The sequence below is a fragment of the Limnohabitans sp. genome (assembly GCF_031539175.1).
In the GTDB taxonomy this organism is placed as follows: domain Bacteria; phylum Pseudomonadota; class Gammaproteobacteria; order Burkholderiales; family Burkholderiaceae_C; genus Limnohabitans.
This window is the reverse complement of record NZ_JAVKLQ010000046.1, coordinates 1-14,367: the sequence shown is the minus strand read 5'-3', so window position 1 is coordinate 14,367 and position 14,367 is coordinate 1. Positions and strand designations below refer to the sequence as shown.

Genomic DNA, 14,367 nt, shown 5'->3' with positions numbered 1-14,367 from the left:
ATCGTATGAAGTAGACGCAGGGTAAGAAGCGGCAGCTCAGAACTCCACTCAGGTCAATAAAGGTCATGGTCTGGTCAAGGAGAAAAATGATGCCGAACAAAACAATCGTAATTTCTGTGGTGTCCACCAAAGGTGGCGTCGGTAAAACCACATTCGTCGCAAACCTCTCAGGTTTGCTTGCCGCCTTAAAGCTGCGCGTACTTGTTGTTGATGCTGATCCGCAAGCATCAATGACCATGTACTACCCACTTGCAGGCGAACCTCGCGCAACAGGTTTGGCCGACGTGCTTTACCGTGGTGGCCATATTTTGGCCGAAGATGTTGCTGCAACGTCCATTCCAGGCTTGAGCATCCTTGCTGCAAACCTAAAGGCCCCAGATAACAAGTCGGTGCCCGTCGAAAACTGGTTGCAAACCAGACTCGACGGCATTTTCATGCTGAAAAACGCCATGAAGGGCGCTTATGTGCAGGACAACTTTGATGTTGTCGTGATCGACTCACAAGGTTCAACGGGGACACTCACAGGCTTGGCTGCGATGGCTGGCGACTTCATGGTTGCCAGCTTCAGGCCAGATTTCCTGACCCATACGGCCTTCTACAGCGATCTTATGCCGCTGCTGGAGTCCCTCAATGTCTTGCGTAAGCAATCGCCAGAACTGGGCACCGGCCCAGTTCGCGTGCTTCTGAATGACGTGCCGCGTACAAAAAATGCACGAATGATCGCCGAGGCACTGCGCGGCGAGTTTCGTCCACACGCAAACATTCACGCACACCCCGACATAAGCGTTTTAGACACATTTGTGCCGCGTGGTGCCGCATACGCAGAAGCGACCACCAATCAGTGCCCTGTCCATCAATTTGACCGGCCAAGTAATGGCAAGTCGAATTCAGGCTACGAAGTCATGCACCAAGTGGTCTATGAGCTGCTGCCACACCTTAAAGGTGTGTGGGCAGACGGAAACATTGAATCAAATGAGGTGGTTCAATGAGCACCCCTAAAAAGCTGACTGCTGATGAAATCATGGCCAAGGCACGCGCCCGTGGTCAATCGCAGCAGCCGGTGCCACAAACTCCTGCCATTTCAGATGGCACAAAAATCATTCGTCTGCGCGTAGCTGATGTGGATGCTTACGAGGGAAACCCCCGTACAGAGGAGCATGCTGACTTTGAAGGGCTTTTGGGCTCAATCAGAGCCGACGGCATTAGTCAGTTGCTGACGGTCACGCAACGCCCTTCTAACCCTCGTCACGTATTGCACTCCGGTGGAGGTACACGCCTCAAAGCTTTAAAGATTCTCAGCCTGGAAGAGCCTGAGAAATTTGAGTTTTACGACTTTGTCTATAAGCCGTACACCACAGAGAGCGACATTTTGGCTGCTCACCTTGCTGAAAACATTCAGCGAGCGAACATGACGTTTTGGGATACGGCCAAAGGCATCACAAAGATGCGTTTTGAGCGTGAGCATGAAACAGGTCAAACCCTAAGCTCTCGCGAGTTTGAACAGTATTTGAAGCAAAAAGGGCTTGCGACTAGCAACCAAACACTGCAACTTTACGAGTTCAGTGTTGAAAAGCTGTCTGGTCTTGGATCGCAAGTTCAAAAAGTAGCGCGTGAGCACGTTCTTCGGTTGTTACGGCCTGTGTACGCCAACTTGCAAGCTTTGTGGCTCAAGCATGCAGGCAGAACTGAAGACGATTTTTCTGTTGCGTACAAACACTGGGTCACACTGTATCCCTCACTTCACACTGAGTACAAAGCAGATGATCTGAATGATCATTTGCAAGCGAATGCAGCGCAAGAATTAGGTTACACCGTTGATGAGCTAGAGGTAATGATCTCAGCTCTTGAAACAAATCCTAAAGCTGAATTGGCTGATTTGATGTCCCCACGTCAAACTGCTCAAACTGCGCATCCAGCATCTACGGCCACAGATCAAGGCCTTGCAAATCTAGCGGCAACGTTAGGCGGAGGTGTTCCGGCAAACAGTGCTGCGGCTTCTTCTGAACCAGATAGCGATGACAGTGAGGATGATTACACGCCCCCTCCTCCGCCTCTGCGCACTCAATCTCCAAACACGTTACGTGTCGCTCACGGCCTCAAGCCTGATGGCTTGGCTGGCAGTAGAGAAAACGACGCGGGAGACGATGTGCCACCGCAAGAGGAATTGCCAGGTGTCTCATTTCTTGACTCTGCATTTCAGCAGGTACGTGGGTATTTGTTAGAAATTGCCGATATAGCTGCCGTGACGAGCTACGTCACAGACGCACCAAGCATGCCCTATGGCTACTTCATGGAAATACCTTTGGCAGGTGTTCTTGGCGATGGTCGTGAGGAATTACCAGTCCAAGCGTGGTGGTTCTTGGCCAACCTCTCGGGTCAGTTGAACGTGAGCATGTTGGATACAACAGATGCTTACGGTCAGCCAGTCTTGCCAGAAACCGGTGAAGCTGGTTTTAGGCATGTCATGGGCAATGAAGATCTCTGGACATTGGCTGTGGCTGAGAGTCTTGGTGGTGAGTCGTTACTCGAAGTTGATTTCGCATTTGGCATCTTGACAGATCCAACTCACCCACTTGGAGAGGCCGCGATCGCTTTGGTAGGGGCATGTCGCTCGTACAACCTGGCCAAAATTAACGGGGTGCGCCAATGAAGACCAATCCTCAAAATAAAAGTTTTAGGTTGGCGAACTCACCTGCCGTGGTGAAGCTCGCCCTCATGGAATTGGTCCAAACAGACCAAGAAATTGATGATGATGTGCGTGCATCAATCAAACATGCACTCACCAGCGACCCAAGCGGTAGAACGTTGTCTCGGGTGAAAGTTTTCGTCGATTTGACTGAGTTTCAGCACATTCAACGAAACGCTGGTGAGCAGAAATGGGACTACGCCGCACTCCAATATTGCATTGCGCGACAAGCGCATTTCCCAATGCTGCAAGCGTTGTTCAAGACGGTCACGCGTCGCCACGTTCAAATCATTCGCAATGAATTGAAAGCACCCTTGCCAGCAACAAACATCACGGTCATCCCATCGACCGAGTTGATTCAAATTTTTGATGCCTGGAAGCATATCCAAGCAAGCTACCAGCACGAAACCGAACGCTGGGTAGCACTAGGCGAAGAATTTCCACAGTGGCCTCTCTCAAGCCTTTATACGGCCATTGTGATCGAAGGGACCCAACCCCTCGACGCTCAAAACCTTACATCAGGGGGCCTAAATGCATACGACTGATTTTGTTTTGAATAGCCAGAACGGTCATCAAGTCCGAGACTTGATTTTCATTGAGTCCATCAATAAACAAATTGAGGGTATTAGTCAGCAAATTCTGCAAAGCATACAGCTCTTCAGTTTCTGCTTGCGCTTGTTCGGGTTGCGCATTTTTCATGGGAAATCTCTCCTTAAGTTTTCATGGGGTCAAAAAAAATGGGTGAGTCTCCGCAAAAAGACCTCACCCGTTTTTGATGATACAGGAGAGATTTCCCACCCTTCACATAAATCACTTCATGGAGGTTGCGATGGGAACATCTGACTTTGATTTAGCGGCAGAGCTGCAAAAAAATGGTTCTCTCGCAATGATGGTGGCGCAGCCGCCAATCGCATTTCATCGAGTGTTTGTCGATCTAACCGGTTCTGCTACAGCTGCATTGTTGCTATCCGCTTGCCTTGAACAGCAAGAGGTGCCAGGTGCAATGAATGAGCATGGCTGGATGGAAGTCTCAGCGCAAGGTTGGGAAGACCGGACAGGCCTTTCTCGTAAAGAACAAGCTACTGCACGCAAAACGTTACGTGAGTTGGGCTTGTTCGAAGAACACCGCACGGGTTACCCAGCTCGATTTGAGATTCGCGTCAATTTTGAGCGAATTTCAAAACGTCTAATTGAGATTGCTCAACGACGTATGAGCCAATCAGCTCAAAAAGCTGTGCACTGACTGGACATATTTCATGATGCCCTCATCAAGCACTAGCCCCATTGATTCATCAAGGCAAAGTTCTTTAGTTGATGGCTATGCCGCTGTAAGCGCCGCATTTACAAGTGCTTTGGCTGGTGAAAGACCCATTGCCTACAGCGTAAATTTAGCCAAGCTAACAGGGGATGCCAAAGCTGCTTTGTTCTTGTCTCAGCTTGTGTACTGGACGCGTGTTGGTGTGAACATTGAACACCATGGCGGATGGATTTTTAAGACCCGAGAACAATGGCAAGGCGAGACAGCCCTGTCACGTTACGAACAAGAGTCTGCTAGGTCACATCTACTTGATGCAGGATTGATGCAGGAAGCCCGTATAGGCTCACCAGCACGCAATTGTTATCGACTTGTACCTGAGGAGCTTGGCATGGGCCTATCGCGTCTTCTAGACACGCCAGTTCAGCTTTCGCTACTCGATTTGAGATCACGCTCAGAACATGCTCGTCAACAACTTCGAACACTGCTCGGCCACAACCTAGCGTTTTATCGTGTTTTCACTGAAATAACGCCATCGCTGACCTCGGCAATCTTTCTCACGAAAGCATTGGCCGTGCAACGCAACATACAAACGGCTCAAGCAAACAAGATCAAGAGCAACCCCTCCCCTACCCTCAACCCATCAATCCCATGGGAAGCAGAGTGGTTTCACTTGTCACCAACAACTTGGTTTGAAGAGACTGGATTGACTATTGCGCAGCAGCGAGACTGCAAGCAAAAGTTATGCCTAGAAGGCCTCATTGAAACAGCAATTCAAACACATCCTAAGAAACGTCAGTTCTTGCGTGTGGACATGAATAAGTTGGTTCAGACACTCGAAAAGAACTTGCTTGCCAAGGCTCAAAAAACTGGGACAGCTAAGGGTGTGCTTGGGCTTCTGCTTAAAGGTTCTAGTCGGAGTTTTTCACCGACTGAGTGCGCCACACCCAGTCAGTGTATTTCTCCGACCGATTTAAGTGCGGAGAGAAAAGAGTTATCCACAAGTCGGTCAAATTGCTCTACTGAGTGCGCCGCACTCGGTCGGTCAAATTGCCCGACCATTTCAAATTATGAAAACTCAAAGCATCATTTAGGAACTAGTGATGGTGTGTGTGAAAACCATCCATCCAGTTTTACCGAAACGGCAAATCCAGTTGGTGATTTTTCGCAGATCAGAAAGTTGGATTTAGCAGACCAGTTGGCTGTAAATCGCACAGACCTAAGGATGGATTTAGCAGATCCACATGCGCGCGCGGATTTGACTACACATAACAAGACTACCACCACCACTACAACGACTCCTGCTGTGGTTGTGGTGAATCAAGAATTGTTTTGGCCAAAAGATCTGAATGCAGAAACGTTGTCTCAATGTCAACGTTTGATTCAGCAAGTCAACGGTGAGGTGCGTAAACAAGAGTTGATTGATGAGATGGCAGGAATCATCAGATTGACTGGAAAAGTCAAATCACCTGTGGCGTATCTACGATTTCTCATTAAGCAGGATTCAACACTCCCAGGTGGATTGATTCTTGAAGTTGCACATGATGAGCGTGTGCGCCGCGAAGCGCATCTTGCACATGAGCAAAGGTTGCTGAAGGCACAAGTCACTAACAACATCAATGCTGACGTGCAAAACCCTGCACCTTTAACACCGCCTTCTTCGGCTGTTATTGCTGAACGCCAAAAACTTTTGGCTTTGCGACAAGCAATCAAAGGCCAGTCTTTTTCACCAGTCTCGGACTCTTCAACTACTCAACCATCAACAGCCGCATGGGTGTCGGACAAGCGATCTTTGAGTGTGAAGAAATCATCTTCAAACTTGGCTCAGCCAATCATCAAAAGGTAACACCCATGGCAACGACTCAAAAACCAAAAACATCGCGCAAGAAAAAAACTGATTCAGTTGATGCAACAAGTTCTGAAGCAACAGGCATTCAATTCGCAACGATTGAAAGCTCACCATTTCCTGATGGCTATGACATTGAAGCTGAATCAATGGCCGTAGCTCACTTGGTTGAAAGTGATAACCCAAGCGAGACTGATCCACTCTATGCGCGTTACACGTTGTACCTTGATCGGCTGGCCCAATTGGATTCCATGCGTCGCACTCATCATGCGCGGCAAGAAGCGAATCTAGAAGTTCCCACCAATCAAGCAACGAAGGCCACACAAATTGGTGCCCTGTCAGTTGATGAGGAAGACACCATGACACTGCATACGGTTGAGGCAATGCGACTGTATTTGGGTGTAGCACCTGAGCCTGGTTCAACAACTCGATTTGGCGTGCCAGGTGCGCGACGTGCTGCAACAGCCTTGCGTCAACTCTTTTTATTGACCGCGAATGACAACCCCTATGCAGATCTGAAACTGGTCGAAACAGATCAACGTGTGGCAAAAATCAAAGCACTCATCGAAAAAATTGAGCGCACTCATAAAACCAAGTTGGACGAAATGCGAGCAAAAGGCTTGAGCTACAGCATCTTGGCTTCAAGCAATCCGCAAACAGTAAGCCTCGGATATCGCAGTCCCTACGGTTACACGATGTCCACACTGATCGTCTTGTTCGATCACTGCGTGCGCGTTGTCAAGTCTGCTGCGCGACGTGACTTGGTTAGCAAAGCTGAAACGCATATTGCTCTGCTGCAAATGAAACGAGAAATTCGCTCCATGTTTGAAAACGCAAACGGTGCCGTTAGAACGCTGATGCAAAAACAAATGCTTGGCTTAAGCCGAGCTGACTGGTTAGAGCAAGCCGATGAAGACGCCAAAAAACGTGTCGAAGCTGCGCGTCAACTACTCGGTGCGCTGCCGCAACCAATCTTTGTGGGCGAACTAAGCCCAAGGCATTCGCTACGAAACGAACGTTTGAGTGGTGCCGAAGTCGAATTGTTGCGTCAACTCTCCAACCCAACATCAACTCCAGCTGCCTCAACAACTGAAATCAATCCATCTGTGACTGGGCCAACTCCGGTCACGGATGGCCTTGTTTAACAACTCAACCGAAAGAAACGTGATGAACACAAACACTGAAACAACGAACGACGATCAACCGCTTACTGCGGCAATTCCATGGGACGAATTCGCTAAAGCTGATCTCAGCAGCGAAACCTTCGTCAAGCTGATCTTCGTTTGCGATGGCCAATTGGCTGAGGCAACCATCCTTTGGGACTTGCTCTCATTTCATAAAGCGCGTGGTTTGGATGTATTTCGCAAGATGTCTGCTACTGACTATCACGATGAATATGGCATAGAAATTGGTAGCGAATGGACTATTCGGCGTGCTACTGAATCGTTGGCTGGCGACGACTTGATCGAACAAGCACAGGTAGTGCGCAACATGCCGCGCAAGTTTCGTTTGAACTGGGTGGATTTGTCTCACAAGCTGGTTGCTGTGAACAACAAATTGCCAGGCTTAAGCCGAGCTTAAAAAAGTTATGGGGGAAGTCTTGAAGCTTAAGTTATGTCAGGGGGCACTTCAGTGCCGCCGTGTGCTGCTTGCGCAGCGAACCGTCAACGTGCGCCAGAGTTGGATAAGGGCTATGGCTACGAAGATCGGTTTGGTTCTGCTTATTCAATCCACCGGAAAGCAGCAAACCGGCAATTGTTCCTTTACTGACACAACAGGGGTGGTCCATGCCCCGTTCAGCTTCTTGACTTCCCCCACCAATTTAGCAGATGTTCAAAACCAAGGGTTTTCCCTTTGGTTTCAATTTGTGAAATGGATGAGTTTTGGTGGAGGTCAAGGAACGTCAGGACTGCTGCCTGCCTCTGATCAAGGACAGGATGGGAGCTTCTTTCGAAGCGAACTGTGCTGGGGTGTTGCGGTTTTTGGTAGCTCACCCAGCATCGGTACTTGTGCTCCCTTTTTGGCTAGTCAGTTCTTTGACCTCTGCCACCCGTTTTTTAATGCAACTAGTGCCACTGTCAACTCTGCGGGAACAGCGTGTTGTCAATCTGTGAGTGCACTTAAAGGCCTTTAAGGGTAAGGGAGTAATTGATGAAACAACTTTTTAATCGTCCTGCTTTGGAACAACACGTGATGGCAGCTTTGTGCCAAACAATCAAAGCCCGAGGGGGGCACGTGTTTGTGAAGCAACCAGGTCAAATCTGCCTGGGCCACCTTTACATTGAACCGCGAATTTGTTTCACGATGCCGCGTGAACAAGCACTGCGAGTGTGGCGCACTTGGTTCGACCTGAATCAGGCCGGTAGCTTCTTCAAATGGTCAATGCAGGGCTATTTTCCAACACTGTCACCAGAGCTTGCGCCTGCGGAGTGGAATGAATCCGATGGCGCTTATCTGCTTCTAGGTCAAGCAGAAGGTCTGGTGCTGCCCTCAACTATTCGCACCAAGACCATTCCACTCATTGGCGCGATTGACTTATTGCCAACTTGGCCAGCAAGCCAAACCCAAAACGGTGAGCATGGCAATGACTAAAACAAGTTTGGGTGAGACAAGGTGTGATGCCTTGCTCCCCGTGCCGCACAGGCACCTGCTACAGGCTTGGGTTTTCGCATCCCAGTCAACTCCTGCACCGCAGGCAGGACAACTTTGGTGGATGACATTTTTTGCTTTCATGGGAAATCCCTTCGTTTGGTTGAAACATTTGGAAGGGGTGTGCTTCGCTTGCACTGGGCGTGTTTCACGAAACACACCCATAAAAATGATACTCGAAGGGATTTCCCGCCCCAATTTGGAGCATGTCTATGCAAACTGATCCAACACTTCAAGGCATGGCGGCGCTGCAAGGTCGTGGGGCATTTCTGGCCGTACTGCGTCAAGCAGAAGCGCAACAAAAGATGGTCCATGCCGAAATGGAGCGCCTCAAAGAACTATCCAAGGTCAAAGGGTCGTCCATCTTCTTGGAGCTGCATCGCTACTCACGGGGCAACTGGGTGCTTCGCTGGCGACTGAAGCAAGGTCGAGTTTTTAAGCATGTCCTGTGGTGTGACATCCAAATCGAACTCAACGCCCTGCCCTTGGCGATCAAAAAACACTACGAGGCTCAGAACTTACGCAGCCTTGAACTCAACACGCTGGACATTGTTCTCCAGCAAACGATTAAGTGGCTGAGCAACCACTTGACCAAATCTCGCACCAACAAATCCGGTGCAAGTAGCAGACCAATTGCAACAGCCGAATCTCGGTTGGGTTGATCTGCGTTTTTTAGGAGAAAACCAAATGGCAATTGAAGCAGTAATCGACGGTAACTTACTCGAAGCACCAAGCCAACGCATGGTGGCAGTAGGTGGCAAACAAGTGCGAATCACTGAAATGCGTGTGATGAGTGATTCATGGAAGCGCGGTCCCGACGATGAGTTGGTTCAAGACGCAGAAAAAACAAAGCCTGTCGGCATCACGATTTGGAATGAACGTCTTGGCGAGCATGTCATGAAAACTTTGCGAAGCGGCATGCGATTGCAAATCGAAGGCAGTCTCTATCTGCACACATGGACTGTGTCTGATGAAGATCGCGCTTCTGGTAAGAAAGATGGTGCCGAGTTGCGTTGCAACGCTGAAGACGTGGCAGTGAAGCTCAACCGTGTTGAGTCAATCAATATGCGTGCGAAGCAAGACCAATCGGCAGCCCCCGCAGCCTAAACCTAACAGTTGAGTCATATGAAAACGACTCCACAAGAACCAACCGTGCCTTCATCTGGCACGGTGGGGCAACCTGAACTCACCATCATTGATCGACGTGAAATTCCAATCTGTGGCGGCATCGTTGTCGTTGAAACGCGCAGTGATGGAGCAATGCTTGTTGATGGTGATGTGGTCGAGCCCGTGGAAATCACAGTCGAAAAAATGTTCAGCGAACTAAAAGGGGAGAAATCATGAATATGCCTGTTACTTACGACCGCTACGGTCGTATGCAATACCACCCTGATTTTCATGCGCGACAAAAATTATCGTGGACAACTAGCGAAGAGCGTTACCTCATAGAGAACTACGTAACTCTTGGTCCAGAAGCAATTAGCTTTGCATTGGAGCGAACCATTCAAACAGTGATGACACGTGCATACGAGCTTAGAAAAAAAGGTGTGATGCAAAAAAGTCAACACAAGCACACACACCGAAGATCAAGTTTTGGTCTAAACAGTCTCACTAGAAAACTCACCACCTCTGACACAGAAGATACCGCCTGTTGGTCCTAAGACTTGCAAACGAGATGCTATGCGATTATTTATTTGCGAAAAACCCTCTCAAGCCAAAGATATTGCCCGATTTGTTGGAGCAACTCAGCGTGGCAACGGGTGCACCAGTGGACCTGGTGTAGCTGTGACCTGGTGTATTGGTCATTTGCTGGAGCAATCACCTCCCGAACACTACAACCCTGACCTCAAGAGCTGGAACATTGATCTGTTGCCTGTCGTGCCGCAGCAGTGGCACATGGCTATCAAATCCTCAACGAGAGAGCAGTACCAGTGCGTGGCCAAGGCATTGAAACAAGCTACTGAAGTCATCATCGCCACCGATGCTGACCGTGAGGGCGAAGTCATTGCCCGAGAAATTTTGACTCTGAACGGCTACCGTGGTCCCGTCAAGCGTCTGTGGTTAAGCGCCTTTGATGATGCGTCTGTACGCAAGGCACTAGGCAAACTCATGCCTGGTGAAAAAACACTGCCAATGTATTTTTCAGGAATGGGACGCTCCCGTGCTGATTGGCTTGCTGGAATGAACCTCACGATGGCCCTTACCAAAGCATTTGGTACTGGCGGTCGCGATGGTGTGTTGCATTGCGGTCGAGTGCAAACACCTGTCCTTGGATTGATTGTGCGGCGTGAACGTGCGATCGCCAATTTCAAGCCTAAAACTTATTTTGTGTTGAAAGCTTCGTTTGAAATTCAAGGGTCAGTTGTTCCGATGACATGGCGAGTTGCGAAAGACAAACTCGACTCGGAGGGCCACTGTGTTGACCTTGCCTATGTGCAATCGGTGGCTGCAAAGGTACTCAACAAAACTGGTCGATTGACAGTGGTTGAAACAACCCGTGAACGTAAGCTGGCTCCCCTGCTCTACAGTTTGGGGAGCTTGCAACGCGAAGCTTCTGCTCGCTTTGGATTGAAAGCCCAAGCTGTCTTAGATGCGTGTCAAGCACTCTATGAAAAGCACAAGGCGACAACCTATCCTCGTAGTGATTGCGAATATTTACCGTTGTCTATGCATGCGGACGCACAAAGCGTTTTGCAAGCCGTTTCAAAAATTGATCCATCGTTATCAAAGATCACGCAGTTGGCTGATTTGAGCAAGCCAGGTCGTGTTTACAACGACACTAAGGTCACGGCTCACCATGCAATCATCCCGACTGGAAATGCAAATGTACGCATGGGCGATATGTCAAAAACTGAGGCCTTGGTCTATGACCTAATTCGTCGTCGCTTCATTGCTCAGTTCTTGGGTGCTTTTGAGTACAACCAAACTGTCATCGAGTTAGTTTGTGAAGCTGAGACATTTGGAGCAAAAGGAAAAATCCCACTTGTGCAAGGTTGGCAGCTTGCTTACGAAGGCATGGAGCAAGCCAAAGCGAAGCCATCGAAGTCTAAAAAATCAAACGACGCGGGTGACGACGACGAAGATCAGGACGTTTCACTTCCAAGCTGTCAAGTGGGTATGCAGGGCATCAACCGACTGGCTGAAGTGGCCACTGAAAAAACCAAACCACCTAAGCGTTATACCGAGGGTACGCTACTTGGTGCTATGGAGTCGATCGACAAAGTAATTGAAGATCCGCGACTCAAAAAAATTATGCAAACCAAGGAAAAGGCCGGCATCGGCACAGACGCTACGCGATCGGCAATCATCGAAGGCTTATTTAAGCGTAGCTACATCGCCAACGAAGGGAAAGCAATCGTGCCCACCGACAAAGGCATGCACTTGATTGGCATGATGGAGAAAGTAGCGCCGGAAATGGTTGATCCCGTGCTTACAGCTTTGTGGGAAGACCAATTGGGACAAATCGAATCGGGCACCGTAACGTTGGAGCAGTTCGAACACAAGCTAGGTACTTGGCTATCAAAGCTCATCGAGCGGATTAAAGCTCAAGCGAGTTCAATGCCTCAACGTCCAGCTGCTCGTCATACAACGTCAGCTGAAGCGCATAGCGCCCCTTCAGATGCGAATTCACCCGTGTATGCATGCAAAGCATGCGGTAAGCCATTAAGGCTTCGCAAAGGCCCTTCTAGCGCGTTTTGGGGCTGCTCTGGTTATCCGACATGCAAAACAACTCTCCCTGATGCAAATGGCAAACCTGGTGAACGTGCACAACAATCGTTGCCTGCTGAAAAATCCATCCCAAATTCTGGGAAAAATTCAACGGCCGTGGTTTGTGATGCCTGCGGTAAACCGATGAAGCTGCGACAAGGTGGACGTGGACCGTTCTACGGTTGCAGCGGGTATCCCGATTGTAAAAATACAAAACCTGTATGAAAGGCTTCGGGCATTGGGGCGAGGCTTCAACAGCCGCATGGTTATGCCTTCGTGATGAAGGCGGCTGGTGGACCGTTGAAGAGCTGGAAAATGAATTGCAATGTTTCTCGCGCTCAGAGCTTCGTCGATCGCTTAAAAATCTTGCTCACCGACAACACTTGCGTCATCGCGTTTTGAAAAATCGTGTTGTTTATGGCCTGACATTAAGCTGCACACCAATCCAAGGTCATGTGCTCAATCCGCAGTTGTCATTGTTTTCTGACGCTCGAAAATTTATTCAATGTACTGATCGAGGAATAAGTATCCAAAGAAGTTAAAGATGCCCATTCGTTAGCCGATTAGTGGGCACGATGAATTTAGATTTTTTATTTGCTCTAGCTGAAATCTACGAGTGGGAAATTCAAAGCCATGTAGCGTTTCAAACTGTTACAGGCCGAGCACTTTATTTTGGAATTGTGCGTGCGCACTTAAATGGGCATCAAATTGATCGAACGTCATTGAAGCAACTGGTTGGTTCAGACATTGCGACCGAAAGAGGTGTCAGGTTGCGGATGAGAGAGTTTGAAAAACTCGGGTTGGTTTTCATCGAGCTGAATACCGTTGACAAGCGAACAAAAAGAGTTTTACCTACTGAGCAATTCGTTGCGTTGATGAATGCCCATGCATCACAAGCCATGCTGATTTTTCAACGACGTTTCTTCATTATTCAAAACACTACTCCCACTTCTTCGGAACAGAGTTAAACTAGAGTCTCCAACGCGGTAGGGACGCGCCCGAAAAATTCATGCTTGATTTTTAAGCAAAGTACTGAAGCTCAGTATCTATGCGGTCAAGCGGCTGCATAACCCTAACTTATCCACGAAAGCTGTGTATATGTCCCTACCCTCTAACGTTGTTGATGCTTCCAAACTTTTTGCGCAACGCGCATGCCCACCTGGCTCAATAGTCCAGCACAACGAACTTGGCCGTGGTCGAGTCCGCCTGTGTGATGGCTTTTGGCGTGAAGTTGATTTTGAACACCAGGTAACAAAAAAGCCAAATGAACTAACCAGTGATGAATGGCCACTGGAGGTGAAATCCGAAGATCTCATCGAAGTAAATTGGACCACCAACGTCACCCATCGTTTGCATGTTCACGACTTGGTTGAAACAGCAAAAAATCATTACCCATGCGATCGAGCATGGGTAGGTTTTCCAAATTAGTCTTGCGAATGTTAGGTAACAATTTTCATTGGAGAAATTGAATGGATTTTCATCAAACGACCAATTTCAAATAACGCCGCAATTTTGTAGTCTCGTACAGAGTCTAATTTTTTTCCTGTTTCCGAAGAGCGATAGTACAAGCCATCGCAATGAACTTGGTCAAGTAATTTGCTCATGTCATAAACAGCTTTTGGTTTTAAAACTCCTTCTCCACTTGCGATGCCAGCAGCAATTGAATGATTTCCACCATTAACAAAAGCAATGCCCCAAGGTAACCAAACGGTGATTCGGTGATTTATGGAATCCTCTTTCCAATTACCCATATTTTTTCCACTGCCGATGAATGACAAGCAATTTACATATCGTTCACGGTGCCAAGGACATGGCAAAACAGCATCGTGACGAAGCTGCACCAGATACTGATCAACATCTAACTCGGGTGCATCAAATGCCATTTGTAATTTGCTAGGGCCATTAGGCATAAAGAAAGCATGACTCAGAATTGAGCTTCTCGCGCCGTGCATTTCCATCTCAATACAAGAAAACAATAAATCCGCTTGAAGCTGACGTAGAAGTAAGCGAACTAGATCTACCAATGCTGATGGATTTGTGGATGCCAAATCACTTGCAAAGTCCATTACATGATCGAACTTTGCCCTGCGGTCATCGTTACTTTTGAAAATTTGGAAAAAATTTAACACTCAGTTACCTTTGTTGTCGTAAAAATGGATATTCTGATTTGAGCTTTGCAAACAGAGCTTGCCGAAAAACTGTCTTTTTTGCGTTTTTTCACTT

General features: G+C 48.3%; 18 protein-coding genes. 16 read left to right on the top strand and 2 right to left on the bottom strand.

From position 1 onward, the window contains the following. The first annotated feature begins 89 nt into the window (after positions 1 to 89). From RMS95_RS08245 to RMS95_RS08235, 3 genes are read left to right on the top strand one after another with little or no spacing between them, the layout of a single operon-like run. Positions 90 to 989, top strand: coding sequence for a ParA family protein (locus RMS95_RS08245; RefSeq protein WP_310645223.1), 900 nt, complete (start codon positions 90 to 92; stop codon positions 987 to 989). Then, positions 986 to 2,650: a hypothetical protein gene (locus RMS95_RS08240; protein WP_310645221.1), complete on the top strand. Its 1,665-nt coding sequence runs from the start codon at positions 986 to 988 to the stop codon at positions 2,648 to 2,650. The genes RMS95_RS08245 and RMS95_RS08240 overlap by 4 nt, the downstream gene beginning before the upstream one ends. Next, positions 2,647 to 3,231, top strand: a complete 585-nt coding sequence (locus tag RMS95_RS08235; protein WP_310645219.1) for a hypothetical protein — start codon at positions 2,647 to 2,649, stop codon at positions 3,229 to 3,231. The genes RMS95_RS08240 and RMS95_RS08235 overlap by 4 nt, the downstream gene beginning before the upstream one ends. Here RMS95_RS08235 and RMS95_RS08230 read toward each other — a convergent pair. Further along, entirely contained in the window at positions 3,200 to 3,385 is a 186-nt protein-coding gene (locus tag RMS95_RS08230; RefSeq protein ID WP_310615319.1) for a hypothetical protein, read from the bottom strand. The two genes, RMS95_RS08235 and RMS95_RS08230, sit on opposite strands and share 32 nt — an antisense overlap. A 130-nt stretch (positions 3,386 to 3,515) precedes the next feature. Here RMS95_RS08230 and RMS95_RS08225 point away from each other — a divergent pair, with 130 nt between their 5' ends. From RMS95_RS08225 to RMS95_RS08165, 13 genes are all read left to right on the top strand, one after another. Next, entirely contained in the window at positions 3,516 to 3,929 is a 414-nt protein-coding gene (locus RMS95_RS08225) for a hypothetical protein (RefSeq protein WP_310645217.1), read from the top strand. A 13-nt stretch (positions 3,930 to 3,942) separates the two neighbouring features. Further along, positions 3,943 to 5,787, top strand: coding sequence for a hypothetical protein (locus tag RMS95_RS08220; protein ID WP_310645215.1), 1,845 nt, complete (start codon positions 3,943 to 3,945; stop codon positions 5,785 to 5,787). Next, positions 5,712 to 6,932: a PFL_4669 family integrating conjugative element protein gene (locus RMS95_RS08215; RefSeq protein WP_310645213.1), complete on the top strand. Its 1,221-nt coding sequence runs from the start codon at positions 5,712 to 5,714 to the stop codon at positions 6,930 to 6,932. The genes RMS95_RS08220 and RMS95_RS08215 overlap by 76 nt, the downstream gene beginning before the upstream one ends. Positions 6,933 to 6,954: 22 nt before the next feature. Next, entirely contained in the window at positions 6,955 to 7,368 is a 414-nt protein-coding gene (locus tag RMS95_RS08210) for a hypothetical protein (RefSeq protein ID WP_310645211.1), read from the top strand. 112 nt (positions 7,369 to 7,480) lie between these two features. Continuing rightward, complete coding sequence (locus tag RMS95_RS08205) at positions 7,481 to 7,921, top strand: hypothetical protein (protein WP_310645210.1); 441 nt, start codon at positions 7,481 to 7,483, stop codon at positions 7,919 to 7,921. A gap of 17 nt (positions 7,922 to 7,938) precedes the next feature. Continuing rightward, complete coding sequence (locus RMS95_RS08200) at positions 7,939 to 8,379, top strand: hypothetical protein (protein ID WP_310645208.1); 441 nt, start codon at positions 7,939 to 7,941, stop codon at positions 8,377 to 8,379. A gap of 296 nt (positions 8,380 to 8,675) precedes the next feature. Beyond that, complete coding sequence (locus RMS95_RS08195) at positions 8,676 to 9,098, top strand: hypothetical protein (protein WP_310645207.1); 423 nt, start codon at positions 8,676 to 8,678, stop codon at positions 9,096 to 9,098. Continuing rightward, a complete protein-coding gene (locus tag RMS95_RS08190; protein ID WP_310645205.1) occupies positions 9,052 to 9,543 on the top strand; it encodes a single-stranded DNA-binding protein in 492 nt (163 codons plus the stop codon). Before RMS95_RS08195 ends, RMS95_RS08190 begins: the two co-directional genes overlap by 47 nt. Before the next feature lie 18 nt (positions 9,544 to 9,561). Then, positions 9,562 to 9,780, top strand: a complete 219-nt coding sequence (locus RMS95_RS08185; RefSeq protein ID WP_310645203.1) for a hypothetical protein — start codon at positions 9,562 to 9,564, stop codon at positions 9,778 to 9,780. Continuing rightward, entirely contained in the window at positions 9,777 to 10,097 is a 321-nt protein-coding gene (locus tag RMS95_RS08180) for a hypothetical protein (RefSeq protein WP_310645201.1), read from the top strand. Before RMS95_RS08185 ends, RMS95_RS08180 begins: the two co-directional genes overlap by 4 nt. A gap of 19 nt (positions 10,098 to 10,116) precedes the next feature. Next, positions 10,117 to 12,369, top strand: a complete 2,253-nt coding sequence (locus RMS95_RS08175; protein WP_310645199.1) for a DNA topoisomerase III — start codon at positions 10,117 to 10,119, stop codon at positions 12,367 to 12,369. Then, on the top strand, positions 12,366 to 12,686 hold the full coding sequence (locus RMS95_RS08170) for a hypothetical protein (RefSeq protein WP_310645197.1): 321 nt from the start codon (positions 12,366 to 12,368) through the stop codon (positions 12,684 to 12,686). The genes RMS95_RS08175 and RMS95_RS08170 overlap by 4 nt, the downstream gene beginning before the upstream one ends. Positions 12,687 to 12,719: 33 nt before the next feature. Further along, the gene (locus RMS95_RS08165; RefSeq protein ID WP_310645196.1) at positions 12,720 to 13,112 is read left to right on the top strand and encodes a hypothetical protein; all 393 of its coding nucleotides are present in this window, start codon (positions 12,720 to 12,722) and stop codon (positions 13,110 to 13,112) included. A gap of 471 nt (positions 13,113 to 13,583) precedes the next feature. Here the strand turns inward: RMS95_RS08165 and RMS95_RS08160 are convergent, their stop codons facing one another. Then, positions 13,584 to 14,273: a DUF6710 family protein gene (locus RMS95_RS08160; RefSeq protein ID WP_310645194.1), complete on the bottom strand. Its 690-nt coding sequence runs from the start codon at positions 14,271 to 14,273 to the stop codon at positions 13,584 to 13,586. Positions 14,274 to 14,367: the final 94 nt, after the last annotated feature.